Raw genomic sequence first — 26,090 nt, 5'->3', positions numbered from 1 at the left:
ATTTCATTTCGCGCGAAAAAAATTATGCAAAAATTCGATGTCAAAACCTTTCAGGGCCTGATCCTGCAGCTGCAGGACTATTGGTCCCGCCAGGGCTGTACCATCATTCAGCCGCTGGATATGGAAGTGGGTGCCGGTACTTCTCACCCCATGACCTGCCTGCGCGCCCTGGGCCCCGAGCCCATCGCCTGCGCCTACGTGCAACCGTCCCGCCGTCCGACTGACGGCCGCTACGGTGAAAACCCGAACCGCCTGCAGCACTACTACCAGTTCCAGGTGATCATCAAGCCCTCCCCCGACAACATTCAGGAACTCTATCTGGGCTCCCTGAAAGAGCTGGGTATGGATCCCGAAATCCACGACATCCGCTTCGTGGAAGACAACTGGGAAAACCCGACTCTGGGTGCCTGGGGTCTGGGCTGGGAAGTGTGGCTGAACGGTATGGAAGTGACCCAGTTCACCTACTTCCAGCAGGTTGGCGGCCTAGAGTGCAAGCCGGTCACCGGCGAGATCACCTACGGTCTCGAGCGTCTGGCCATGTACATCCAGGGCGTCGACAGCGTCTACGATCTGGTCTGGTCTGACGGCCCGCTGGGCAAGACCACCTACGGCGACGTGTTCCACCAGAACGAAGTGGAGCAATCCACCTACAACTTCGAACACGCCGATGTGGAGTTCCTGTTCCACTGCTTCGAGCAGTACGAGAAGGAAGCCCAGAATCTGCTGGCACTGGAAAAACCGCTGCCGCTGCCTGCCTACGAGCGCATCCTCAAAGCCGCTCACTCCTTCAACCTGCTGGATGCCCGCAAGGCCATCTCGGTCACCGAGCGTCAGCGCTACATCCTGCGCATTCGCACCCTGACCAAGGCCGTGGCCGAGGCATACTACGCCTCCCGCGAAGCGCTGGGCTTCCCGATGTGCCAACGTGGCAGCAACGAGAACAAGCAAGGTTAAGGAACGGACATGGCACAACATACATTTCTGGTAGAGATCGGCACTGCTGAGCTGCCGCCCAAAGCCCTGCGCTCCCTGGCCGAAGCCTTTGCCGACAACTTCAAAGCCGAACTGACCAAGGCCGATCTGGCCTTCGGCGACGTCGAGTGGTTTGCTTCACCGCGCCGTCTGGCGCTGAAGGTAAGCGAGCTGGCTGGCGAACAGCCGAGCAAGAGCGTCGAGAAGCGCGGCCCGGCCGTGGCTCAGGCATTCGATGCCGAAGGCAAGCCGACCAAGGCTGCCGAAGGCTGGGCCCGTGGCAACGGCATCACCGTTGAGCAGGCCGAGCGTCTGGTCACCGACAAGGGCGAGTGGCTGGTTCACACCGCCAAGGTCGAAGGCCGTCCGGCCGTCGATCTGCTAGGCGAACTGGTTAGCCAGGCACTAGCCAAGCTGCCGATCCCGAAAATGATGCGCTGGGGCGACAAGACCATCCAGTTCGTGCGTCCGGTCTTCACCGTGACCCTGCTGCTGGATGGCGAGCTGGTTCCCGCCCACATTCTGGGTATCGACTCTGCCCGCACCATCCGCGGCCACCGCTTTATGGGCGAGAGCGAGTTCACCATCGATAACGCCAGCCAGTACCCGCAGATCCTGCAGGAGCGCGGCATGGTGATTGCCGACTTTATGGCGCGCAAGGCCAAGATCAAGGCTGACGTCGAAGCGGCCGCTGCCGCCTTCGGTGGCGTGGCCGATCTGGACGACGCCCTGCTGGAAGAAGTGACCGCACTGGTCGAGTGGCCGGTGGTGCTGACCGCCAACTTCGAAGAGAAGTTCCTGGCCGTGCCGGCTGAAGCGCTGGTGCACACCATGAAGGGTGACCAGAAGTACTTCCCGGTCTACGACAAGAACGGCAAGCTGCTGCCGAAGTTCATCTTCGTCACCAACATCGAGTCCAAAGACCCGAGCCAGATCATCAGCGGCAACGAGAAGGTGGTTCGCCCCCGTCTCTCTGACGCCGAATTCTTCTTCAAGACCGACCTCAAGCAGACCCTGGCCTCCCGCCTGCCGCGCCTTGAAACCGTGCTGTTCCAGCAACAGCTGGGCACCGTCAAGGCCAAGGTCGAACGTATCGAGACCGTCGCCGGCTTTATCGCCGAGCGTATCGGCGCCGACGTGGCTCAGGCCAAGCGTGCCGGCCTGCTCTCCAAGTGTGACCTGATGACCAACATGGTCGGCGAGTTCACCGACACCCAGGGTGTCATGGGGATGCACTACGCCCGTCACGATGGCGAAGACGAAGCGGTCGCCGTGGCCCTCAACGAGCAGTACATGCCGCGCTTTGCCGGCGATGCCCTGCCGTCCGGTCTGGTTGCCTGCGCCGTCGCGCTGGCCGACAAGTTCGACACCCTGGCCGGTATCTTCGGCATCGGCATGCTGCCGAAAGGTGACAAGGACCCGTTCGCCCTGCGTCGCGCCGCCATCGGTGCCCTGCGCATCATGACTGAGAAGCAGCTGGATCTGGATCTGGTTGAACTGGTTGAAGAAGCGGTACGCGTCTACGGCGACAAGCTGACCAACAAAACCGTCGTCACCGACGTGGTCGACTTTATGCTGGGCCGCTTCCGCGCCGCCTATCAGGACGAAGGCATCGGTGCCGACGTGGTGCTGGCCGTACTGGCCCGCCGCCCGACCCGTCCGCTCGACTTCGATCGTCGCGTCAAGGCCGTCAGCCACTTCCGCACGCTGGATGCCGCATTGGCACTGGCTGCCGCCAACAAGCGCGTGAGCAACATTCTGGCCAAGGTCGAAGGCGAACTGCCGACTGCCGTCAAACCGGAACTGCTGGTCGATGCCGCCGAGAAGGCGCTGGCCACCCAGGTTGCCGAACTGCAAGCCGAACTGGCCCCGCTGTTCGCCGCCGGTGACTATCAGGCAGCCCTCACCCGTCTGGCCGCCCTGCGCGAGCCGGTCGATACCTTCTTCAACGAGGTGATGGTGATGGCCGACGACGAAGCCCTCAAGGCCAACCGTCTGGCACTGCTGAACAACCTGCGCAACCTGTTCCTGCAAGTCGCGGATATCTCCCTGCTGCAGTGATCTTGGTTGAGTAAGTGATATTAAAAACGGCGCCGTAAAGGCGCCGTTTTTGTTTAGAATAGCGAAATACTCCGCAATGAGGATTAAAAATGGCGATCGAGACAATAAACACAAGTTCTGTTGAGGAATTTTGGGAATATATCTCACCGATAGGGAAATTCGCTTCAAAACTTAGGAGGCCAATATATAGAGGCCAAGGAAATGCATCTTGGCCTCTCACTCCGTCCGTATTACGTTCAGATTTAATAGATAAATATCTAGACTCTCGCCATATAGCACATCATTCAGAAACGGATTTCATTATACTTTTCGAATATTTAATGATTGCAGACTTTGTAAATATGTGTGATCAGGCTGGTTATGATATACCAGCAGAGTCTGACGACTTTAGAAGGTCTATCGACCTCTCCACTTTTGCTGATAAACATCATAGAAATGCATCTGATTGGCCATCTAATAAATATTATTCTATTTTAGCTCTCGCACAGCATCACGGGATTCCGACTCGTCTTCTAGACTGGACATATAACCCCATCGTCGCATCATATTTTGCTACATCTCAAACTCTCAACATGCAGAATAGCGAGCATCCTTTAGCTGTCTGGATAATAGATAAAGAGGATATTCTCGCTAATAGTAGTAAAAGAATAGAAATAATCAGTGTTCCCGGAGGTACAAGCAAGAATTTAGCAGCCCAAAAAGGTTGCTTTATGATTTGCCGCAAAGAACATGGTGTAACACGAAACGATAAGTTTCTAAAAGGAACATATGAGAACCTAACAAACAATACATTGGATGAACTAAATATAAAAACCTACAAAATAACACTGCCAAATGATTTTGCCCCAGAACTATTTAAGCTATGTGGGAAGTTTCATATTTCTTCGGCAACATTATTCCCAGGAATAGATGGAATTGCACGCTCAGTGCTTGAGTTTCAATTAGCGAAGAAAAAGGGTGGCTGGTTATAATTTTTCATTCTCTAATAATATGTAGCCGGTAGGTTCGATTAGCCGTCAGGCGTAATCGGACGTTCGCGTAAATAGGTTCTATCGCCATAACGGCCAGCCGATTTCCCCCTACGGCTGGGCGCCCCTGCGTCACGGCAACAACCGTAATCAAAGCCTCTCGATCGTCCGATTACGCTGCGCTAATCGAACCTACATAAGGCGGTGAGATATGGTGCATGCCAGTCGGTGCCGAACATCGAGAAGCCCAACATTGACCTTGGGTTGGCATAACTCCCCCTCATCCCCACCCCTTCTCCCACAAGGGGAGAAGGGGGCAACTCGCAGGTTCGATTAGCAGTCAGGCGTAATCGGACGTTCGCGTAAAGGGATTCTCTCGCTATAACGGCCAGCCAAATTTCCCCTCCGGCTGGTCGCCGCTGACCCACGGCTACAACCGCAACAACAGCCCGTAGGTTCGATTAGCCGTCAGGCGTAATGGTGCATTCGCATAAATGGATTCTCCCACCATAACCGCCAGCCGAATTTCCCCCTCCGGCTGGCCGCCCCTGTTTCACGGCAACAACTGCGGCAAAAGCATCTCGTTCGTCCGATTACGCTGCGCTAATCGAACCTACGATTCCTGTACCAACGCGGCAATGATCCGCTCCACACTCTGCTCTACCGACAGGGTGGCGCTATCCAATACCAGACGCTCACTGTCCCAGGGTTGATAGTCGCGCTCGATCACCGCCTGCCAATCCGGCAACACCTGCCCCTCGATATCCGCCGTCCGATTTTCGACCCGCTCGCGGTGCAGCTTCGGATTGGAGCAGATCACCTCGACATCGAGACAGGGCACCCCGACCGAGCGGGCGATGTCGTGGTAAGCATCCCGGGTCAGCTGGATGGGATTAACGGAATCCGTGATGACGATCGAGCCAAGTGCCAGGTTCTCTCGAGCCAACCCATAGGCAACGAAATAGCCGGCGGGCCCCATCTCGTTATCCGCCTGCTCAGCGGCACGAATGGCCTGCTCTATGGTATCGATGCACAGGTAGACGGCGCCCAGTCGCCGGGCCAGGGTCCGTGCTATGGTGCTTTTCCCGCTGCCCGGCAAACCACTGAAGATGATCAGCATGTCCCATTCCCGTGATAAAAGAAGAATCCGAGCCATAGGGTATCGGATTGTCATCGCGCCCACAGCATCTTGTTCAGGGCTGCACGGATATGCCCGCCAGCGGCTTCTCTTGCTCGACAGTCGTCATCGAATATGCGCGAATATAAGCCTGCCTCTCTACCGACCATCCAAATTCATATGCAGGCTGGCTGATGGATAGCAATAACCACAAAAGATACTTTGTATGCCCTATTTCTTCTTGTTGTGCCTCATCAATGAAGCTGTTATTTATGCCAAGACATACCTAAAAATAAACAACGCAGCATTAAAATGGCGTTGTTTTATATATCCAACCATCTTTCATATCACCGTGATGATGAAAAATGATGACATCCACATTCAAAAACAAACCTTTGAAAATCAATGTTTTATTTTCAAATAAAAATAGGATGCCCAAACAACGCACTTGCAAAATAATATATAAAATCAATATCAGACTTATCAGGATTAAATAGGCATGGCCTTTTCCACCTCCCCATTTTAATTTCCGCCATTCACCCAAAACACACAAATGGAGATGTGTAGAATGATAATGAAACAGAAGTTCGTTATGTTGGCCGCCTTGTCCACCCTGATGTTATCTACCAGTGCTTTGGCCACTTACCGGGTCGACGTGCAGTGTCTTGATCGGGTCATGTTGACCGATGTGCATGCCGGTTATATCAAATCGGCCAGTGGCGGCCCCGACGCGGGCAATGCGGTGGTGATTTCATGGGAAAAGAATTATGAGCAGGGCAGCACGAGCTTCCATGTCTTCAAAAACCTGAATGATTACCCCGGCAGGGGCATGTTCGAAATGGCCCTGCTGGCGCTGGATCGCGGCCTGCCGGTCAGTGCCTGGGGCAATGATGCCCAATGCTCCGGTGGGATTCATCAGTTGAAGATTACCCGCAGCTTCAACCCCTAATCCTGCCCGCGCACTGATTCGTGCGATAAAGGGAGTGAACACCAAGCCGGGCCAGGCAGCTGCGCCCGGCTTTAACAACCCGTACGACCGTCGCTTGCCTTGCGCTGCAACATGCGAAGCAGCGTCGCCACCTATCTCACCTGTTCATGCCAACTCGGCCGGGACGATATCTCTGAGCCGGATAGGCAACCCGCCGATTTGGGCATATCTTGTCGAGGCGGCTCTGCCAGGGTGACAGGGCCCCTTCACGAGGTGCAACGATGAAACGAGCAATCCAGGCCGCCCTGCTGGCCGTCACCATGGCCGCCGGTGCGCAGGCCGCCGACAAGGTCACCACGATTCCGGTACAGTTTGCCAAGGGGGCCCACAGCGCCCAGCTCAAGGGCAGCTTCACCGGCTATGACACCATCCATTACACGCTGGTGGCCAAGGCGGGCCAGACCATGACGGTCAAGATCGGCGGCAGCAGCAACGCCAACTTCAATGTCTTCGCCCCCGGCGCCCAACCCGGCCAGGCCGAGGCGCTGGGCAGCAGCGATGGCCAGTGGCAAGGCGCCCTGCCCGCCTCCGGCAAATACCTGATCCAGGTCTATCAGATGCGCGCCTCCGCCCGTCGTGGCGAGCAGGTGCCCCACACCCTGGCGGTCAGCATCCAGTAAACCCCGCCCACGCGATGCCCGTGCCACCACCGTCATGCCCCATCCCGGGGTGGGCATGACGGCGGCCTGCTGGTAGGGTGGTGCCATCAATTAATCAACGACCGAGACAGCCATGCAACGCAAAACCCTGGCCCTGCTGCTGGCCAGCCATCTGCTGGTGGGCGCCGCCGGCTTTGCGGCCGGCATCTATGCCCTGCCGATCCTGATAGCCCCACCCGCTCCAGCCAACGAGCAGGTTGCCGCCCGGCAGGCCCAGGCCAGCTTTCACGGCACCTTTCGCCGGGATCTGCAAGACAGCGACCGGCTGCACTGGGGCGAAGGGCAGGTCAGCATCGGGCCCGATGCCATCAGCCTGATGGGCAAGCTGGCACCGGGGCCCGACTACCAGCTTTATTTGTCGCCCACCTTCGTCGAGACCGAGGCCGACTTTGCCCGCCTGAAGGAGAAGATGGTGAAAATCGGGCCGGTGAAGACCTTCGACAACTTCATCGTCCCCCTGCCTGCCGATATGAACCCGGCCGACTATGACAGCGTGATCATCTGGTGCGAGACCTTCGGCCAGTTCATTACCGCCGCCCGCTACCGGCAGTAACTCCACAAGTAGCCGCCAATGCTGCATCATAAAAAACGGCGCCATCAGGCGCCGTTTTTTGTCGCAGTCTGCCGGGGCAGGCCGGGGTGGTCAGCCGGTGTAAACGGGCAGCATGCCCGCCATGTTGAGCAGGTGGAATGCCGCGGTCAGCACCCCGAACAGGAAGACGCCGGCGATCATCGGCATGCCGCCCGGCACCCGGAAGCCATCCTGTTTGTCCCCTTGCTTGCCCTTGCCGGCGCGCACCTTCCAGGCCAGCAGGGCCGGGATGATGCAGGTCCACAGGGTGGCCACGGCGCCCGCATAGCCGATGGCCATCAGGAAGCCGAACGGGAACAGCAGGGAGAGCAGCAGCGGCGGCAGGAAGGTGGCCGCCCACGACTTGGCGCGGCCGCCACGGCCGTTGTCGAACTTGAACAGATCCGCCAGATAGTCGAACACCCCCAGCCCCACCCCGATGAAGGAGGAGAGGATGGCGGCCATGGAGAAAAGGTTGAGGGCGTTGGCGACCGCATCGGATTCGATCACCGAGGCCAGCGCCTTGAGCAGCACGTCGACGTTGCCACCCTGGGCCACCACCGGGCCGAACTCGCTGCGCGGCAGGTTGCCGAACACGCTCACCAGCCAGATGAGGTAGAACAGCAGCGCGATGGCGGTGCCGCCGAGGATGGCGTAACGGGCGCGGCGCTCCTCGCCGTAGTAGGCGCGCATGGACGACACCGAGTGGTGATAACCGAACGAAGTGAGTGCCACCGGCAGCATGGCCAGCGCATAGGGGGCATAGCTGGCATGCTCGCTCAGGGTATCGAACAGCAGGGTCGGTTTGATGTTGAGCGACAGGCCCGAGATGCCGAACACGAAGCTCAGCCCCATGGCGATGACCAGCACTACTGAGATGCGATCCACCGCCCGGGTGGAGTGCCACACCAGGCCAGAGAAGCCCAGGGTAAACAGGATTGAGCCCAACTGGCTGCCGATGCCGGTCATGCCGTCAATGATGAGGCCGGCCGAAGTGATGTAGGCGTAGAGCAGGATGCCGCCAACGAAATAGACGGTGAGGTTGTTGATGGCATTGAGCTTCTCCCCCAGCAGTTCGCGGGTAACGGTATCGAACGACACGCGCAGCGGATAGCCCTGATAGGACTCCAGCAGCATCCAGCCGGAGAGCGTCATCACGATCATGGTCAGGGTGATGGCCAGCACCGACCAGATGGTCCAGGCGCCCGCCCCCGCACTCGGCAAGCCCAGCATGCCGGCCCCTACACAGACGCCGGCAATGATGCATGCCCCGCCCACCAACGATGGTTTTTGTCCCATTTACTTCTCCAAAGACGATTGTGGATCTGATCGCGACCGCGGACCGTTGCATGTGCTACGCCGGTTGTCATGGTAGATCGCGCTCATCTAGGTGCCGGCGCCCGGCGCTGGCTGCTTCGCGTGGGAAGCAAGGTGCGCTCAAGGCGGGCTGCCGGCCCGACACGGCAGCAGAGCCGCCAGGTCGGGGAAGGGACTTTACCCTGCTACCCCTCAGGTATCAAATGCGGGTGCATGTTCAGGCTGCCCAACGGGCCCTTCGCAGACAGCCTGCAACTGGCTCCTCGCCACTCAATGGGTCAATTGCGGCAGCAGTTGCAGCAGGTGGGCGCGATCCGCCAGCGGCGTCTGGCTGACCCAGATCCCCAGCAGGCCGTAAGCGAGCAGCGGCAGCACCAGCAGCAACAGGCAGAGCAGCCCCAGCAGCTGGCGGGGAGCAAGCCGGCGCCCCCGTGTGCCCAAGTGCAGCGCATCGGCCCGCTTGGGGCAGGCGGCCACACAGCTCAGGCAGCTGGTGCACTCGAGACTGCGCACCGCGATAAGCTGGTGTACCTGAATACGCGACGGACAGGCCCGGCTGCACTTGTCGCAGTCGTGGCCCGCACTGCGCAGGCAACGGGCCGGGTCACGGCGAATGCGCAGCGGGGTCAGCAGGCCAAGCAGGGCCAGCCAGGCGCCATAGGGACAGAGGTAGCGGCAGAACCCTTGCCGGAAGGTGGCGGTGAGCAGCAGCACCCAGCCGAGGCACAGACCCGAGATCAGGGTCAGGTTGAAGAAGAAAGCCCCCATCTTCATGTCCGCCGCCTGATGGTAGGGGCTGGTGAAGTAGCCGGGCAGGGCGGCGCTTGGCACCGCGATCAGCACGATAAACAGCAGAAAGGCGAGCACCAGAAACTTCTGGCCACGCAACACGACATCAAGCCAGCGCGGCGGCGTCCACTCCCCCGCCAGCCATCGGCTGCGCAGGCCGTGCAGCCACTCGCCCACCAGCCCGAGCGGGCAGAACCAGGCACAGAACGCCCGCCCCAGCAGCAGGGCCGACAGCGAGAGCACCAACACAGTCACGGTGGCCGCCGGATGGTGCGGATCCACCAGCCCCTGCCCGAGCCAGGCCCGCAGCCCGAGCCCGCCGGCGATGGGCAGGAAGCCGTCCACCACGTCAGGGCGTACCAGCCAGGGGCTCATCCCCTGCCCCAGCTGCCAGACATGCAGGCCGTACTGCAGCGTCACCAGCCCCCAGCAGAGCAGCAGCAGCTGGCGTGTGCGCGTCCGCAGCCACTGGCTGTTGAGCGCCTCGAGGGCGGGCAGCGGCCGCCGCTGGTGCCAGAAGACAAGCACTGCGGCCACCAGCCCGACGCCGAGCCAGAGCAGGCTGTCAGCCGCCAGCAGCCAGAGCATGAGCAGCAGGCCGAGAGCAAGACGCCACTGCCAGCCCGATCGCGCCTGCCACGCCAGCAGCACCAGATAGGCCAGGCCGGCGGCCATGGTCACGGCTTCGATCACGCTCATGTTTCCCTCACTGCCTCATCCACCACTGGCGGCAAGGATAACGGACATCTGAATTGATTATTTTGATCTGCATGGGCAGAGGGGGACATTTGCGCCCAATGCCCCTCCCCATGGTTGAATCTATGCCTTGCGGCTGTTGAACAGCGGCTGGTCCGACTCGAACTGATGTGCCAACCCCAGACCCATCAAACAAAAACCCCCTCGCTGGCGAGGGGGTTTGCATACGCAACAAGGTGGGGGCAGGCTAGCCACGGGCGCGGCGCAGGTGGTAGTCGACGTGATAGTCGTTGGCATTGCGGAACATGATGGAGTAGTTGAGAAACTCGCCGTTCTCACCGTAGGAGAGCGAGGTGAGCCGCAGGATGGGCGCCCCCTGCTCGATATGCAACAGCTCGGCCATGCGCCGGTCGGCCAGCACGGCGCTGAAGCTCTCGTAGTTGCCGGCGATGGGGAGCTGGCACTCGTTCTCGATGTAGGCGAACTTGGATCCCTCCAGATGGGCCACCGAGAGGGTGCGAAACAGCCGCACCGGCATGTAGCTCTCCTCCACCAGCAGGGCCCGGCCGTCCACCGAGCGCACCCGGTTGGAGAAGTAGACCGGCTCGTTCACCTTAATCCTGAGCTGGCTGGCGATGGCGGGCGGGGCCGGCATGGTGCGAAACTCCAGCACCTCGCTGGTCAGGGTGCGGCCCTGTTCACGCATCAACTCGGTGAAACCGCTCAGCCCCTTGGTCTCGTGCTGCACGTCCTTCTTGGTCACGTAGGTGCCGCTGCCGTGGCGCCGCTCCACCAGCCCCCACTCGATCAGCATGTCCACCGCCTTGCGCACCGTCATCCGCGATACCCCGAACTGACTCGCCAGGGTTTTCTCGCTCGGCAGGACATCCCCCACCCGGCAATCCGCCCCGTTGACCCTGATACGCAACCGATCCGCCACCGATTTGTAGATCACTGCTAGACCTCTCTTCACCCAACCGAGGTGGCGACCCATTTGCTCGCCTTTATTTCAACCATCTGAAAATAAACAACTTTAAATTCAAATAACCCGATAAAAACGTCACAAAAACAAGACGTACAACAATATCGCAAAATTTAGATCTCTTTGTCTAAATAAGTGCATGCGCCGGATCACATAACCACCACATATTTCATGAGGGCCTGATCGCTTGTTGTTAGGTTCAATTCAGCAACACGACAACAGCAGTCAGACAATTCTCTAATAAAAAGGGACGCTATATGCTCAGTCAAATTCAACGTTTTGGCGGGGCAATGTTTACGCCTGTATTACTGTTTCCATTCGCAGGTATGGTGGTAGGCATTGCAATCATGCTGAAAAATCCCATGTTCGTGGGAGAGACGCTGGCCAATCCTCAGGGACTGTTTTTTCAAATAGTTCATATTATTGAAGAGGGTGGCTGGACGGTATTTCGAAATATGCCGCTGATATTTGCCATCGGCCTGCCGATCGGGCTGGCAAATAAGGCTCAGGCCCGCGCCTGCCTCTCCGTGCTGGTCAGCTTCATGACCTGGAACTACTTCATCAATGCCATGGGGATGACCTGGGGCGACTATTTCGGGGTCGACTTCAACCAGACGGTGGGTGGCGAGAGCGGGCTGGCCATGGTGGCCGGCATCAAGACCCTGGACACCAGCATCATAGGAGCCATCGCCATCTCCGGCATCGTCACCGCCCTGCACAACCGGCTGTTCGACCGGCAGCTGCCGGTCTTTCTCGGCATCTTCCAAGGCAGCTCGTTCGTCACTATCGTCGCCTTCTTCGTGATGATCCCCTGCGCCTGGTTGACCCTGCTGGGCTGGCCCAAGGTACAGATGGGCATCGCCTCCCTGCAGGAGTTCATGCTGGTCTCCGGCCCGCTCGGCGTCTGGGTTTACACCTTCCTCGAGCGGATTCTGATCCCGACCGGCCTGCACCACTTCATCTACGGCCCCTTCATCTTCGGCCCGGCCGCGGTGGAAGGCGGTATCCAGCTCTACTGGGCCCAGCACATGCTGGAGTTCAGCCAGAGCACCCGGCCGCTGATCGAGCTGTTCCCCCAGGGCGGCTTCGCCCTGCACGGCAACTCCAAGATCTTCGGGGCCATGGGGATTGCGCTCGCCATCTACGCCACCGCCGCCAAAGAGAACAAGGCCAAGGTGGCCGGCCTGCTGATCCCGGCGACCCTGACCGCCATGCTGGTGGGGATCACCGAGCCGCTCGAGTTCACCTTCCTCTTCATCTCGCCCCTGCTGTTCGCCATCCATGCCCTGCTGGCGGCCACCATGGCGACCGTGATGTACCTGTTCGGGGTCGTCGGCAACATGGGCGGGGGTCTGCTCGACCAGTTCCTGCCGCAGAACTGGATCCCCATGTTCCACAATCACGCCGGCATGATGTTTACCCAGATTGCCATCGGCCTGACCTTTACCGGGATCTGGTTCCTGATATTCCGCACGCTCATTCTGAAATTCAATTTGAAAACCCCTGGGCGGGATGAAAGCGAAATAAAACTGTATTCCAAGGCTGATTATCAGGCCGCCAAAAAACAGCGTGGCCATGATATTGCCGGCCATATTCTGGCGGCGCTCGGTGGCGCGGAAAATATCAACAGTCTGAACAACTGCGCCACCCGGCTGCGCATATCGCTACGCGATGCGAGCCTGGCGGCACCGGATGATGCTTTCAAACAATTGGGTGCCCACGGCGTGGTCCGCCACGGTGACAGCATCCAGATCATTATCGGTCTGCATGTCCCCCAGCTGAGGGAAAACATGGAGAGCCTGATGAACAACCCCTCCTCCTCTTCTTTCGTAACGGAGTCATGATCATGAAAAAATTCTCTGTCGTCATTGCCGGCGGTGGCAGCACCTTTACCCCGGGCATCGTTCTCATGCTGCTGGAGAACCAGCACCGCTTCCCGCTGCGGGAGATCAAGTTCTACGACAACGATGGCGCCCGCCAGGAGGTGATCGCCGAAGCCTGCCGCGTCCTGCTGCGGGAGCAGGCCCCGGATATCGCCTTCAGCTATGGCACCGACCCCAAGGCGGCCTTCAGCGGGGTGGACTTCGTGATGGCCCACATTCGGGTCGGCAAGTACCCCATGCGCGAGCTGGACGAGAAGATCCCGCTGCGCCATGGCGTGGTCGGTCAGGAGACCTGCGGCCCGGGCGGCATCGCCTACGGCATGCGCTCCATCGGCGGCGTGCTGGAGCTGGTCGACTACATGGAGCAGTACTCGCCAGATGCCTGGATGCTGAACTACTCCAACCCGGCCGCCATCGTGGCCGAGGCGACCCGTCGCCTGCGCCCCCACGCCAGGATCCTCAACATCTGCGACATGCCCATCGGTATCGAAGGGCGGATGGCCCAGATCGCCGGCCTGCCGTCACGTAAGGAGATGCGGGTACGCTACTACGGTCTCAACCACTTCGGCTGGTGGACCCGCATCGAGGATCTGGCGGGCAACGACCTGATGCCGGCTATCAAGGCCCACGTGGCCAAACACGGCTATGTGCCCAAGCAGGCCGGCCACGCCGAGGCCAGCTGGAACGACACCTTCGCCAAGGCCAGGGACGTGTGGGCCCTTGATCCTGACACCCTGCCCAACACCTATCTGAAATACTACCTCTACCCGGACTATGTGGTGGCCCACTCCAATCCGGAGCACACCCGTGCCAACGAGGTGATGGAGCACCGCGAGAAGCACGTGTTCAGCGCCTGCCGCGCCATCGTGGCAGCCGGCAACGCCGCGGCCGGCGAGCTGGAGATCGACGAGCACGCCTCCTACATAGTGGATCTGGCCACCGCCATCGCCTTCAACACCCAGGAGCGGATGCTGCTGATCGTGCCGAACCGGGGTGCCATCCCCAACTTCGACCCGGAGGCCATGGTCGAGATCCCCTGCCTGGTGGGCAGCAGCGGCCCCGAGCCACTGCAGGTGGGCAACATCCCGCTGTTCCAGCAGGGCATGATGGGTCAGCAGGTGGCCGTCGAGAAGCTGGTGGTGGAGGCGTGGATCGAGCGCTCCTATCAGAAACTGTGGCAGGCAATCACCCTCTCCAAGACGGTGCCGAGCGCCTCGGTGGCCAAAGCCATCCTGGACGACCTGATCGCCGCCAACAAAGAGTACTGGCCGCCCTTGCAATAAACGCGGGCCAAACAAAAACCCCCTCGCTGGCGAGGGGGTTTTCTTGTTGATGGCGCTGCCGTGGCGCGATCAGCGCAGGGACTTGACCGAGCGGCGGACGATCAGCTCCGGCTGGACCGTCATCGACTCGACCTCCAGCTCCTTGTTGCGGATCCGGCTCACCAGCTGCTGCACCGCCAACAGGCCGAGCTCGGCCTTGGGGTGGCGGATGGTGGTCAGCGGCGGGCTGGAGAAGCGCGCCATCTCCACGTCGTCATAACCGATCATGGAGATGTCGTCCGGCACCTTGACCCCGGCTTCCCAGGCGGCGCAGATGGCGCCGATCGCCATGGGATCGTCAAAGGCGAATACCGCGGTCGGTCGCGGCTTGAGGGCCAGGATCCGCTGCATGGCATCGAATCCGCTCTGGCTCTCGTAATCCCCTTCGAAGATCTGCTCGTCTTTCAGGGTCAACCCTTGTTCGGCCAGGGCATCGCGCACCCCGTCCAGCCGCTGCTGGGTAGTAGGCTTGGCGAGATGGCCGGTGATGCAGACGATGTCGCGGTGACCCTGCTCCAGCAGATGGCGCACCGCCAGACGCGCGCCGATGCGGGCGTTATCGTTGATCACGTTGGCGAAATCGCACTCATTGCCCCAGTCCAGCACCACCTGCGGCACATTTTTGTGGATACGCAGCATGTCCCTGAACTGGGTGTCGATATCGGTTCCCAACACCAACAGGCCGTCGACCCGCTTCTCCATCAGCATGCGCAGGTAGTGCTGCTGACGGGGCGGCTGGTTCTCGGTGTTGCAGAGGATCAGGCTGTAGCCCTGCTCGAAGCAGTACGCCTCCACCCCTTGCACCACTTCCGCAAAGAAGGGGTTGGCACTGGTGGTCACCAGCATGCCGATGGTCTTGGTCGAGTTTATCTTGAGGCTGCGCGCTACCGAGTTGGGCGCGTAGTTGAGTTCTGCCACCGCCTCAAGCACTTTTTGGGTTGCGTCTTCGCTGACCCGACGGGTGTGATTGAGTACATGTGAGACGGTGGAGATGGATACGCCTGCGCGGGAGGCGACATCCTTGATAGTGGCCATCTCTGTCTCCTGAAGATCAAAGGCGGAACATTAGCAGATTTCCCGAATAAAGGCTTGGTTTTAACGAGCACTGCCAATGAATTGTCAATGCTGGCTAATCTAGGCGCTCATTTCTATTTGCGCAAACGGATTTTGGTCAAAATGGGAGCAGTGTCAGGGTAAAATATCGTCAGTTTTTTCATCTATCATTTATCGAAAGAACACCTTGTTGAGAAGATGTTAATCAACACATTTAGCATCAATATCTAAATCAAATTTCAATATTGGTTATTTGTTTCAAAAAAGCACTATTCCACCCTCTCTGGTTAGTATCTTTAACAGCTTGTTATTGCCCAGCGAGGAATGATAGAACCATACCTATTGCCGGACTGGCGGGATCACGGTTCGGAATGGCACACGGAAAATGAAACAATCCACTGATTAAGGGACGAATCGATGAATAAGTTGAGCAAAATGGCAGTCAGGACAGCGGTTTCTATGGCCCTGTTCGGATCGGTATCACTGGTCCACGCGGCGGACACCATCAAGATCGGCATCGCCGGTCCGGTCACCGGCCCGGTCGCCCAATACGGCGACATGCAGTTCACCGGCGGCAAGATGGCGGTCGAGCAGATCAACAAGGCCGGTGGCATCAAGGGCAAGCAGATCGAAGCCGTCATCTATGACGACGCCTGCGATCCCAAGCAGGCCGTGGCGGTCGCCAACAAGGTGATCAACGACGGCGTCAAGTTCGTGGTAGGCCACCTTTGCTCCGACAACACCCTGCCCGCTTCCGACATCTATGAAGATGAAGGCGTGCTGATGGTCACCCCGGCCTCCACCAACCCCAAGATCACCGAGCGCGGCTATCAGCTGGTGCTGCGTACCATCGGCCTGGACAGCGACCAGGGGCCGACCGCCGCCAAGTACATCATCGAGCAGGTCAAGCCCAAGCGCGTGGCCGTCATCCACGACAAGAAACAGTACGGCGAAGGCATTGCCTCCAGCGTGAAAGCGGCGCTGGACAAGGCCGGCGTCAAGGTGGTGGCGTTTGAAGGCATCACCGCCGGCGACAAGGACTTCTCCGCCCTGATCGCCAAGCTGCAGAAAGAGAACGTCGACTTCGTCTACTACGGCGGCTATCACCCCGAGCTGGGTCTGATCCTGCGTCAGGCTGGCGAGAAGGGGCTCAAGGCCAAGTTCATGGGTCCGGAAGGGGTCGGCAACAAGGATATCTCCGCCATCGGCGGTCCGGCCTCCGAAGGCCTGCTGGTGACCCTGCCGAACAAATATGACCTGGTGCCGGCCAACGCCCCGTTGGTTGCCGCGTTCAAGGCCAAGGGCCAGGACTCCTCCGGTCCGTTCGTGTGGACCACCTATGCCGCGGTACAAACCCTGGCTGCCGGTATCGCCAAGGCGGGTGAGGATGACCCGGCTGCCGTGGCTGCCGCCATCAAGGCCGCACCGATCGATACCGTCATGGGCACCCTGAGCTGGGCGCCGAGTGGCGACCTGAAAGGCTTTGAATTCGGTGTGTTCCAGTGGCACGCCGACGGTACCTCCACTCAAGTCAAATAATCTGCCGGTCGGGGTGACATGAGTCACCCCTCCTTTCTTTGCGGGCAAGTACAGGGAACGCAGTATGTCCGAACACTTCCTTTACCTGGTTCAGCAGTTGCTGAACGGGTTAACCATAGGCAGCACCTATGCGTTGATCGCCATCGGCTACACCATGGTCTATGGCATCATCGGCATGATCAACTTCGCCCACGGCGAGGTCTACATGATCGGCTCCTATGTCGCTTTCATGGTGATGGCGGGGCTCATGATGATGGGCATCGACAGCACCTTTCTGCTGCTGGGGGGCGCCTTCCTGGTCAGCATCGTCATCACCGGCACCTATGGTTGGACCATAGAGCGGGTCGCCTACCGCCCGCTGCGGGGCGGCAACCGGCTGATCCCCCTCATCTCCGCCATCGGCATGTCGATCTTCCTGCAGAACATGATGCGGATGGCCCAGGGCTCGCGCGACATCGCCATGCCCACCCTGATCTCCGGCGGCTGGACCCTGGGTGAAGCCGACGGCTTCCAGGCCAGCCTCTCCTGGATGCAACTCATCATCTTCGTGGTGACCTTCATCACCATGTTGGCGCTGACCCAGTTCATCGGTCGCTCCCGCATGGGCCGCGCCTGCCGCGCCTGTTCAGAAGACATCAAGATGGCCAACCTGCTGGGGATAGACACCCACGTGGTCATCTCCATCACCTTCGTGCTGGGGGCGACCCTGGCCGCCGTCGCCGGCGTGCTGCTCGGCATGTATTACGGCGTCATCAACCCCTACCTCGGCTTCATGGCCGGGCTAAAAGCCTTCACCGCAGCGGTACTGGGCGGTATTGGCAGCATTCCCGGCGCCGTGCTGGGCGGCCTGCTGCTCGGCGTGGTCGAGGCGCTCACCGCCGGCTACCTCAGCACCGAATACAAGGATGTGATGGCCTTTGCCCTGCTGATCGGCGTGCTGCTGTTCATGCCGACCGGTATTCTCGGCCGTCCGGAGGTGGAGAAGGTATGATGCAACATCAATTCATTCATGCACCTATCACCTGTCTGATGCTGCTGTTCATGTCCATATACAGCATCCTGGGTCGCCCGGAGGTCGAAAAGGTATGAAAAAACAATTCATTCATGCCTGCATCGCCAGCCTGGTGCTGCTGGTGCTCTCCTTCTGGCTGCTCGGCTTCAAGCTCGAAACCGACGGTACTCGCCTGCTGGTAACCAGCCGGCTCGACGTGTCGCTGGCCTGGCTGCTGGGCGGCGCCACCCTGGTGTTCTGGTTCCAGATGCTGCGCGGCCAGATAAGCCGGCTGTTTCAGGCCTCCATCAGCGGCTTCTCGGTCGGCTTCACCAAGCTGGTGCTGCCGAGCCCCGAAGAGGCTCCCAAGCTCTATAACCTCACCGCCGTGCTGGTGCTGCTGTTTGCGGTGAGCTGGCCCTTCATGGCCTCGCGCGGTGCCATCGATCTGGCCACCCTGGCCCTCATCTATATCATGCTGGGGCTGGGCCTGAACGTGGTGGTCGGCCTCGCCGGCCTGCTGGATCTCGGCTATGTCGGCTTCTACGCGGTCGGCGCCTACAGCTATGCCCTGCTCAACAGCTACTTCGGGCTCAGCTTCTGGGAGTGTCTGCCCATCGCCGGGCTGACGGCGGCCACCTTCGGCTTCCTGCTCGGCTTCCCGGTGCTGCGACTGCGGGGGGATTATCTGGCCATCGTCACCCTGGGCTTTGGCGAGATCATCCGGATTCTGCTCAACAACATGACCAGCCTGACCGGCGGCCCGAACGGCATCTCCGGCATTCCCAAACCGACCCTGGGCGGCCTGGAGTTCAACCGCACCGTCAAGGATGGCGGCTTTGATACCTTCCACAACTTCTTCGGCATCGCCTATAACGCCAACCACAAGGTGATCTTCCTCTACCTGATGGCGCTGGTGCTGGTGATCGCCACCCTGTTCGTCATCAACCGCCTGCTGCGCATGCCGCTCGGCCGCGCCTGGGAGGCATTGCGGGAAGACGAGATCGCCTGCAAGTCGCTGGGGCTCAACCCCACCATCATCAAGCTGACCGCCTTCACCATTGGCGCCTGTTTTGCAGGCTTCGCCGGCAGCTTCTTCGCCTCGCGCCAGGGCTTCATCAGTCCGGAGTCCTTTGTCTTCATCGAGTCGGCCATCGTGCTCGCCATCGTGGTGCTGGGCGGCATGGGCTCCCAGATCGGAGTGGTGCTGGCCGCCATCGTGATGACGGTGCTGCCTGAGCTGGCGCGCGAGTTCAACGAGTACCGCATGCTGATGTTCGGTCTCTTGATGGTGTTCATGATGATCTGGCGGCCACAGGGATTGCTGCCGATGACCCGTCCGCATCTGGAGTTGAAAAAATGAGTACGCATCAGAAGTTAATGGAAGTCTCTGATCTGTCGATGCGCTTCGGAGGGTTGCTGGCCGTCAACGGGGTCAAGCTGGACGTGGACAAGGGGGAGGTGATCTCCATCATAGGTCCCAACGGGGCGGGCAAGACCACCGTCTTCAACTGCCTGACCGGCTTCTACCGCCCGAGCGGCGGCATCATCCGCTACAAGGGTGAGGAGATCCAGGGGCTGCCCGGCCACCTCATCGCCCGCAAGGGGATAGTGCGCACCTTTCAGCACGTGCGACTGTTCAAGGACATGACGGCGGTGGAAAACCTGCTGGTAGCCCAGCACAGGCACCTCAACACCGGCTTTCTGGCCGGACTGTTCAAGACCCCGGCCTTTCGCCGCGCCGAACGGGAGGGGCTGGAGCAGTCCGCCTTCTGGCTGGAGAAGGTGGGGCTCAAGGATCTCGCCAACCGCGCCGCCGGCAACCTGGCTTATGGCCAGCAGCGCCGGCTCGAGATTGCCCGCTGCATGGCGACCCGGCCCGAGCTGCTGATGCTGGACGAGCCGGCCGCCGGCCTCAACCCGCACGAGACCGACGAGCTGAACGAGCTCATCTCCAACCTGCGGGACGAGTTCGGGGTCTCGGTGCTGCTGATCGAACACGACATGAAGCTGGTGATGGAGATCTCCAACCGCATCTTCGTGGTCAACCAGGGCACCCCGCTGGCCCACGGCAAGCCGGACGAAATCCGCAGCAATCCGGCAGTGATCAAGGCCTATCTGGGCGAGTCGTAAGGACAAAAAGATGTTAGAACTTCGCAACGTATCGACCCATTACGGCAAAATTCAGGCGCTGCACGACGTCAGCGTCCAGGTAAAAGAGGGGGAAATCGTCACCCTGATCGGCGCCAACGGTGCCGGCAAGACCACCTTGCTGATGACCCTGTGCGGCGAGCCCAAGCCCAGCAGCGGCTCCATCTGGTTTGAGGGAGAACAGATAGACTCGCTCTCCACCGCCCGCATCATGCGTAAAGACATCGCCGTGGTGCCGGAGGGGCGCCGCATCTTCGCTCGCCTGACGGTGGAGGAGAACCTGCTGATGGGGGCCTTCTTCGTCGACAAGGCCGAGCAGCGCGGGCTGCTGGATCAGATTTTCACCCTGTTCCCCCGCCTGCACGAGCGATTGGAGCAGCGCGCCGGCACCATGTCCGGCGGCGAGCAGCAGATGCTGGCCATCGGCCGCGCCCTGATGAGCAAACCGCGCCTGTTGCTGCTGGATGAACCCTCGCTGGGGCTGGCCCCCATCGTCATCCAGCAGATCTTCGACACCATAGAGCAGCTGCGCCGCGACGGCATGACCATCTTCCTGGTGGAGCAGAACGCCAACCAGGCGCTCAAGCTGGCCGATCGCGGCTATGTGCTGGAAAACGGCCACGTGGTACTGCAGGACACAGGGGCGGCCCTGTTGGCCAACCCGGCCGTCCGCCAGGCCTATCTCGGCGGCTGACCCATGAGCAGGGCCGACACGGCGCCGGATCACCACAGTTTCTGGCACGATCCGGCCCTGCCTTTCATTGAGGCGCGGGCGGTGCAGGATGGCCGCCGCGTCTGCTACGACAAACACAGCCACCCCCACTTCTCCATCGGCGCCATCACCGGCGGCCACAGCCACTACCTCAATCAGCGCAGCCGGCAGGAGGTCGGCCGCGGCCATCTGGTGCTGATGAATCCGGAAGAGGTGCACGCCTGCAACCCCGTTGCGGATGAGCCCTGGTCCTATCTGATGTTCTACCTCGATACCGGCTGGCTGCAGCGCCAGCAGGAAGAGGCGGGTCTGGGCAACGCGTTTCGTCCCTTCGACATGACCGCAAGCCGGGATCCCCAGCTCTACCAAGGGCTGTGCTGGCTCCATCGGCAGCTGTGGCAAGAGCCGGAGCCGCTCGCGCGCGAGGTGGCCTGCCACCAGTTCAGTCGCCAGTTGCTGGCCAGGCTCACCCCGGCCAGCTGGGACGATCGGCCGCCGCAGCACCTGCAGCGGGCCGCCGAACTGATGCAGGACGACTGCAGCAGCCCCCTCACCCTCGCGCAATTGAGTACAGTGGCAGGGCTCACCCCCTCCCATTTCGTGCGCAGCTTCAGCCGCCATTACGGCATGACGCCCCACGCCTACCTGCTCGATCAACGCATCCGCCATGCCCGTACCCTGCTCAGGCGGGGAGAGCCACTGGCGGAGGTGGCGCTGGCCAGCGGTTTTGCAGATCAGGCCCACTTCCAGCGCCAGTTCAAGCGGCGGGTGGCCGCCACCCCGGGTCACTACCGCAATCAGCTGATCCGGCAAGGCTAGCGCACCAGATAGGCGGCGCAGAGCAGCAACAACAGCGCCATCGCCCGGTTGAACCAGCGCAGCCGCTGCGGCGCGAGCAGCAACCCCTGCAGGCGACTGCCGGCATAGGCCCAGCAGGCGATGGAGCCGAGACAGATGACCAGATAGAGGCCGCTGAACAGGGCCACCTGCCCCACCCCGCCCGCACTGCCATAGGCGCCCATCCCCATGCTGGCGGCGAGCCAGGCCTTGGGGTTGAGCCACTGCATCAGTGCCCCGTACCAGAAGGAGGGTGCCACCCCGTCGACCCCCTCCACCCGGCCGCTGTCCACCAGCAGCTGCCAGGCCATCCAGCCGAGAAAGATCACCCCGGCCCAGCGCAGTACCTCCGCCGCCAGCGGCCATTGCAGCAGGGTGGCACCCAGCCCCAGTCCCATCAACAGCAGCAACAGAATGAACCCCAGGGTGGCCCCGACCACATGGCGCAGGCTGGCCGCAAAGCCGTGCCTGGCGCCGCTGCCGAGGGCGACCAGATTGACCGGCCCCGGGGTGATGGACATGGCCAGGGCAAACCCGGCCATGGATAACAGCAGACTCGTCTCCATGAATAACGCTCGTAGCAGCAAAAGGAGCCCCCAGCCTAGCCGGCACCCCGCCCCCGGTATTGAAGGAAATTGCGATCGGTCACGGCAATAACCGGACACATTGCGGGCTTAGCGCCGGCCCCCGCTTGCGGTAAACTGACCCTCAATCACCTATTCGCAGGACATGTTAATGGACCAGTTTGCCCATATCAGTGCCCATGATGCCCACCAGAAGCTTGCCGCCGGTGCAGCCCGCCTCGTGGATATTCGCGACCCCCAGTCGTTCGAGACGGCCCACGCGGTCGGCGCCTTCCACCTCACCAACGGCACCCTGGTGCGTTTCATGAACGAGGTGGACTTCGATACCCCGGTGATCGTGATGTGCTATCACGGCAACAGCAGCCAGGGTGCCGCCCAGTACCTGCTGCAACAGGGGTACGATGAAGTCTACAGCCTGGATGGCGGCTTCGAGGCGTGGCGCAGGGAGTTCCCGATCCAGGCGGGCGACGCATGATCCAGCTGCTGGTGCTCGACAATGCCCGCATGGCCCAGGCGCTGGTGGACTATCTCTCCACCCTCGGCATCTCATGCGAACTGACCCAGTCCGAGCTTGGCGTCTCGGTCTGGCTGGCGGACGAACAGCGCCTCGCTCAGGCCCAGCTGGAGGTGAAACGCTTCCTGGCCGAGCCGACCCACCCCCGCTACATGGAAGCCTCCTGGCAATCCGGCCGGGCCGATGCCCGCATCGACTACAGCAAGGGGATGACCGACCCGGTCACCGACTTCCTGCATCAGGCCGGGCCGCTGACCCTGGTGGTGATCATCGCCTGTCTGGCCATCTACGGACTCGATGCCATCGGCCTGCCGATCTTCGATGAGCTGGCCTTCCACCCGACCCTGGCCCAGTTCACCGACTGGCAGGCGTGGCGCTACTTCACTCCGGCCTTCATCCACTTCTCGGTGCTGCATCTGGTGTTCAACCTGCTGTGGTGGTGGTATCTGGGGGGCCAGATCGAACAACGGCTCGGCAGCGGCAAGCTGCTGATCCTGCTGCTGGTAGGCGCCGCCCTGCCCAACCTGGCCGAGTTCTTCGCCAGCGGCCCGCTGTTTGGCGGCCTCTCCGGGGTGGTCTATGCCCTGCTCGGCTACTGCTGGCTGCGCAGCAAGTTGCAGCCGGCCTGCGGCCTCACCCTGCCACCGGCGCTGATGGGCTTCATGCTGTTCTGGCTGGCACTCGGCTTCTTCGATCTGCTCGGCACCCGCACCGCCAACATGGCTCACCTGGCCGGTCTGCTGGTCGGGCTGCTGCAAGGCTGGTTCGACAGACACCACCAGCCCGCCTGAGTGGTGGTCATCGAGGTGCAGCAAGCTGCTCGGCAACCAGAGCGGTCACCAACCAGGCCAACCTGAACCAGCGACAAGCGCGATGCTGGAAAACAAAACGCCGCCCCGAGGGGCGGCGTTTTTATTGGCCGACTGACTTACTGCTTGAGCAGGCTGCTGTCGGTCACCTTGACCGCAGTGCCGCCGCTCATGAAGAAGCTGGCGAACTGGGACTGCATCTCGGTGGTCACATCGCCGCTCGGGTCGAAGTTCTCGTCCGGCGCCAGCAGCGAGCTGTGGCCACCGGCCACGAAGCGGGCCGCGTTGTGGCTGGCCGCACCGGTGGCGGTCAGCGGCTGCAGAGCCAGCACCTTGAACAGCGGCTCGGTACCACCCAGCGGAGCAGAGGCGATGCTGTTCGGGATCACCTGGTCAGACAGGCTCAGCGCGCCATCGCCGACGATTTCGGTGGCGAACAGCGGGAAGCTGCTCTGGATGCCGCGGCCGAGGTTGATCGGGTCAGCCGAATCCAGCACCGACTGGGCCGCGAAGCTGTAGCTCTGCAACGTGCTGGCCGCCGCCGCCTGCTGGGTGGTGCTCAGGCTTGGCAGGAACTCGTTGACGAAGCAGGTCGGCACCGCAGTCTTGCAGTTGGGCGCGTAGGCGGTGAAGCCGGCTTTCAGCTCGGCACTGCCACTGGTCAACACGCCCATCTTGATGGTCGGACCGAAGGTCGGCGAGTTCAGCAGCAGCGGCGCGATGCCGCCACCCGGCATGGCCAGGCCGCCGGTGTCGAACTTGAACAGGGCATCCGCCTGCGCATTGCCGATGGGCTGGTTGGCAACCGCCAGCAGGTTGGTACCGGAGATGGCACCCAGGGAGTGGCCCAGGAAGTGCACCTTGACGCCAGCCACGCCCAGAGCCCCCTTGGCATTGGCCAGACCGACCGCCAGACGCAGGCCCAGCAGATCCGCCACGCTCTGTTTCAGGTTGTCGCGGGCCACGGTCAGGTAGCTCAGGTTCAGATACGGGGTCGGATTTTCGGAGGTGGTCACGGTCGCCATGCTGCCGCTCAGGGCGAAGCCGCGCTCGCCGTGCAGCGGGTGATCGATCACCACAACGGCAACATTCTTAGGTGTTGGGGCCTGCAACCCTGCACCAATCTGACCCAGCGCCAGCGCATAGGCGTTCTCTTTCACCGAGGTGACGCCGTGTTGATAGATGATGACATCCGTGATGGTCTTCAAGTCTGCTGTCGCAGCGAAGATCCGCATCGGCACCGACTGTACCTCTTCCAGCTTGGGCAGCGGGTTGAAGCGACCAATGTTCTGCTCGGCATCCAGCGGCTTGCCGCCGGAGGTGAGGGTCACCCCGATCAGCTTGCTCGCCTCGGCCAGCAGCTCGGCCTGACGGGTCGGATCGGCAATCAGCGTCGCCAGCAGGGCCGGGTCCACACCCGCACCCACCAGCCCGGCGATCACTTCGCTGTCGGACGCTTTCAGGGCATTGGCGATGGCATACAGGCTGGGGATGGCACCGTGCCAGGACTGGGTCTTGGCCTTGTCCCAGGAACCGGCGGTGGCCGGCGAGGAGAGGAAGTAAGGCAGCTTGACGGTACCGGTATAGACATTGGTGATGCCGGCAACATAGTTCAAGGTTGGGTTGGCGGAAACAGCAGCGGCAATCGCATCTTTCTGCTCCTGTGGCAGGAACTGTTCGTCGTCCAGCTGGGTCAGGAAGGGGTTGCTGCCGGTCACGGCCAGAGTATAGGTGCCCGGCAGGCTGGTGTTGCCCTTGGCATCGTGCTTCCACAGGGCGGCCGCATCCAGGGTCGGGCTCTTCAGCACGGACGCCGCAGCGCCTTTCACCGCCACCAGCACGTCGGCACCGGACTGGGTACCGAACCAGTCGGAGAAGATGACGTGATCGGTGGAGACGCCGGTGGCAGCCTTGAACAGGCCTTCCTGCAGGGCGATCAGACCGTTGATGGTCTGCTCCTGGGCATTGCTGCCGACGTTGTTCTTGTAGTTGCCGTAGTCGTTGCCGGCCTTGACCGCGTTGCCGCTGCTGTCCTTGAGGGAGTCGGTGGCCACGATCATGTAGTAGGAGGAGGGATTCAGCGGCTTGAGCGGCACCAGGTTCAGCTTGCCAGCCGCAGCGGCCACCACGAAGTCCACCCCGTAGGTCAGCACCTTCTTCACGCCGTTCGGGCGCAGGGCGGCGCTGTCAAAGCTCAGTTCCAGCAGGTAGAGCGGCGCGACCGAGGCGGCAAACTCCGCCGCGGCCGGGGCCTGCACCTGGATGCCGGATGACGTCACGGGCACAATCTGGATAGCCTGGGTCGTGGACCAGCCATCCAGGGTCGACATGGCCGAGACCGGGTTGGAGAGATCTGCCGTTTCGGTAGAGAATTTCAGGGTGCCATCGCTGGCCCGGGCTGCCAGAGCACTGGGGCGCACGGCGTTGGAACCGGTCAACAGATAGTCGAGATAGCTGGAGGTGTCGCCTTTGTTATCGTCACTGCCACCACAGCCAGCCAGCATAGCACTGACAACCGCGGCATAAATTAGCTTCTTTTTCATATCCTTATCTCTTTTTAGTTGTTATCCATGAA

The 26,090-nt window shown here is 60.9% G+C and carries 23 protein-coding genes; 16 read left to right on the top strand and 7 right to left on the bottom strand.

What is annotated here, in order from left to right:
* Positions 1-24 precede the first annotated feature (24 nt).
* The 3 genes from glyQ to AACQ43_RS21665 all read left to right on the top strand — a co-directional run bounded on the left by glyQ (position 25) and on the right by AACQ43_RS21665 (position 4,004).
* Positions 25-954, top strand: coding sequence for a glycine--tRNA ligase subunit alpha (gene glyQ / locus AACQ43_RS21675; RefSeq protein ID WP_010672400.1), 930 nt, complete (start codon positions 25-27; stop codon positions 952-954).
* 9 nt (positions 955-963) lie between these two features.
* Complete coding sequence (gene glyS / locus AACQ43_RS21670) at positions 964-3,033, top strand: glycine--tRNA ligase subunit beta (RefSeq protein WP_021229264.1); 2,070 nt, start codon at positions 964-966, stop codon at positions 3,031-3,033.
* Between the two features lie 89 nt (positions 3,034-3,122).
* On the top strand, positions 3,123-4,004 hold the full coding sequence (locus AACQ43_RS21665; protein WP_168968672.1) for an FRG domain-containing protein: 882 nt from the start codon (positions 3,123-3,125) through the stop codon (positions 4,002-4,004).
* A gap of 610 nt (positions 4,005-4,614) precedes the next feature.
* Here AACQ43_RS21665 and AACQ43_RS21660 read toward each other — a convergent pair.
* Positions 4,615-5,121, bottom strand: coding sequence for an AAA family ATPase (locus AACQ43_RS21660; protein ID WP_168968671.1), 507 nt, complete (start codon positions 5,119-5,121; stop codon positions 4,615-4,617).
* A gap of 565 nt (positions 5,122-5,686) precedes the next feature.
* Between AACQ43_RS21660 and AACQ43_RS21655 the strand changes: the two genes are divergently transcribed.
* The 3 genes from AACQ43_RS21655 (at position 5,687) to AACQ43_RS21645 (ending at position 7,318) form a co-directional block, all read left to right on the top strand.
* The gene (locus AACQ43_RS21655; protein WP_026141454.1) at positions 5,687-6,067 is read left to right on the top strand and encodes a hypothetical protein; all 381 of its coding nucleotides are present in this window, start codon (positions 5,687-5,689) and stop codon (positions 6,065-6,067) included.
* Between the two features lie 260 nt (positions 6,068-6,327).
* Complete coding sequence (locus AACQ43_RS21650) at positions 6,328-6,726, top strand: g-type lysozyme inhibitor (RefSeq protein WP_168968670.1); 399 nt, start codon at positions 6,328-6,330, stop codon at positions 6,724-6,726.
* 112 nt (positions 6,727-6,838) lie between these two features.
* A complete protein-coding gene (locus tag AACQ43_RS21645) occupies positions 6,839-7,318 on the top strand; it encodes a DM13 domain-containing protein (RefSeq protein ID WP_076362838.1) in 480 nt (159 codons plus the stop codon).
* A 90-nt stretch (positions 7,319-7,408) separates the two neighbouring features.
* Here AACQ43_RS21645 and AACQ43_RS21640 read toward each other — a convergent pair whose 3' ends face one another.
* From AACQ43_RS21640 to AACQ43_RS21630, 3 genes are all read right to left on the bottom strand, one after another.
* Positions 7,409-8,635 carry an aromatic amino acid transporter gene (locus tag AACQ43_RS21640; RefSeq protein ID WP_076362837.1) on the bottom strand — a complete coding sequence of 409 codons (1,227 nt, stop codon included), beginning with the start codon at positions 8,633-8,635 and terminating at the stop codon, positions 7,409-7,411.
* A gap of 288 nt (positions 8,636-8,923) precedes the next feature.
* Positions 8,924-10,141: a 4Fe-4S binding protein gene (locus tag AACQ43_RS21635; RefSeq protein ID WP_168968669.1), complete on the bottom strand. Its 1,218-nt coding sequence runs from the start codon at positions 10,139-10,141 to the stop codon at positions 8,924-8,926.
* A gap of 244 nt (positions 10,142-10,385) precedes the next feature.
* On the bottom strand, positions 10,386-11,093 hold the full coding sequence (locus AACQ43_RS21630; RefSeq protein WP_044798810.1) for a GntR family transcriptional regulator: 708 nt from the start codon (positions 11,091-11,093) through the stop codon (positions 10,386-10,388).
* 284 nt (positions 11,094-11,377) lie between these two features.
* Between AACQ43_RS21630 and AACQ43_RS21625 the strand changes: the two genes are divergently transcribed.
* Complete coding sequence (locus AACQ43_RS21625) at positions 11,378-12,964, top strand: alpha-glucoside-specific PTS transporter subunit IIBC (protein ID WP_168968668.1); 1,587 nt, start codon at positions 11,378-11,380, stop codon at positions 12,962-12,964.
* Positions 12,961-14,286, top strand: coding sequence for a 6-phospho-alpha-glucosidase (locus AACQ43_RS21620; RefSeq protein ID WP_206540886.1), 1,326 nt, complete (start codon positions 12,961-12,963; stop codon positions 14,284-14,286). Before AACQ43_RS21625 ends, AACQ43_RS21620 begins: the two co-directional genes overlap by 4 nt.
* 69 nt (positions 14,287-14,355) lie before the next feature.
* On the opposite strand, the gene AACQ43_RS21615 is transcribed toward AACQ43_RS21620, so the two are convergent.
* Complete coding sequence (locus AACQ43_RS21615; protein WP_073348574.1) at positions 14,356-15,360, bottom strand: substrate-binding domain-containing protein; 1,005 nt, start codon at positions 15,358-15,360, stop codon at positions 14,356-14,358.
* A gap of 435 nt (positions 15,361-15,795) precedes the next feature.
* On the opposite strand from AACQ43_RS21615, the gene AACQ43_RS21610 reads away from it, so the two are divergent.
* The 6 genes from AACQ43_RS21610 to AACQ43_RS21585 all read left to right on the top strand — a co-directional run bounded on the left by AACQ43_RS21610 (position 15,796) and on the right by AACQ43_RS21585 (position 21,590).
* Positions 15,796-16,917 (top strand): branched-chain amino acid ABC transporter substrate-binding protein, encoded by a 1,122-nt coding sequence (locus tag AACQ43_RS21610; protein ID WP_016348967.1) that lies wholly within the window; start codon positions 15,796-15,798, stop codon positions 16,915-16,917.
* A 64-nt stretch (positions 16,918-16,981) separates the two neighbouring features.
* Positions 16,982-17,908: a high-affinity branched-chain amino acid ABC transporter permease LivH gene (livH, locus tag AACQ43_RS21605; RefSeq protein WP_011704141.1), complete on the top strand. Its 927-nt coding sequence runs from the start codon at positions 16,982-16,984 to the stop codon at positions 17,906-17,908.
* Between the two features lie 94 nt (positions 17,909-18,002).
* Complete coding sequence (locus AACQ43_RS21600; protein WP_168968667.1) at positions 18,003-19,271, top strand: high-affinity branched-chain amino acid ABC transporter permease LivM; 1,269 nt, start codon at positions 18,003-18,005, stop codon at positions 19,269-19,271.
* Entirely contained in the window at positions 19,268-20,041 is a 774-nt protein-coding gene (livG, locus tag AACQ43_RS21595; RefSeq protein ID WP_024945484.1) for a high-affinity branched-chain amino acid ABC transporter ATP-binding protein LivG, read from the top strand. The genes AACQ43_RS21600 and livG overlap by 4 nt, the downstream gene beginning before the upstream one ends.
* Positions 20,042-20,051: 10 nt before the next feature.
* A complete protein-coding gene (locus AACQ43_RS21590) occupies positions 20,052-20,753 on the top strand; it encodes an ABC transporter ATP-binding protein (protein ID WP_011704138.1) in 702 nt (233 codons plus the stop codon).
* 3 nt (positions 20,754-20,756) lie between these two features.
* Entirely contained in the window at positions 20,757-21,590 is an 834-nt protein-coding gene (locus AACQ43_RS21585) for an AraC family transcriptional regulator (protein WP_168968666.1), read from the top strand.
* Here the strand turns inward: AACQ43_RS21585 and AACQ43_RS21580 are convergent.
* The gene (locus AACQ43_RS21580; RefSeq protein WP_168968665.1) at positions 21,587-22,273 is read right to left on the bottom strand and encodes a LysE family transporter; all 687 of its coding nucleotides are present in this window, start codon (positions 22,271-22,273) and stop codon (positions 21,587-21,589) included. The genes AACQ43_RS21585 and AACQ43_RS21580 overlap by 4 nt on opposite strands.
* 70 nt (positions 22,274-22,343) lie before the next feature.
* Here AACQ43_RS21580 and glpE point away from each other — a divergent pair, with 70 nt between their 5' ends.
* Complete coding sequence (glpE, locus tag AACQ43_RS21575) at positions 22,344-22,667, top strand: thiosulfate sulfurtransferase GlpE (protein WP_011704135.1); 324 nt, start codon at positions 22,344-22,346, stop codon at positions 22,665-22,667.
* A complete protein-coding gene (gene glpG / locus AACQ43_RS21570; protein WP_168968664.1) occupies positions 22,664-23,497 on the top strand; it encodes a rhomboid family intramembrane serine protease GlpG in 834 nt (277 codons plus the stop codon). Before glpE ends, glpG begins: the two co-directional genes overlap by 4 nt.
* A gap of 137 nt (positions 23,498-23,634) precedes the next feature.
* On the opposite strand, the gene AACQ43_RS21565 is transcribed toward glpG, so the two are convergent.
* A complete protein-coding gene (locus AACQ43_RS21565; RefSeq protein ID WP_168968663.1) occupies positions 23,635-26,058 on the bottom strand; it encodes a VolA/Pla-1 family phospholipase in 2,424 nt (807 codons plus the stop codon).
* Positions 26,059-26,090: the final 32 nt, after the last annotated feature.

Origin of the sequence: Aeromonas sp. DNRA1, assembly GCF_963888745.1 — a bacterium.
GTDB lineage: Bacteria > Pseudomonadota > Gammaproteobacteria > Enterobacterales > Aeromonadaceae > Aeromonas > Aeromonas hydrophila.
This window is presented reverse-complemented; position numbering and strand designations above follow the sequence as displayed.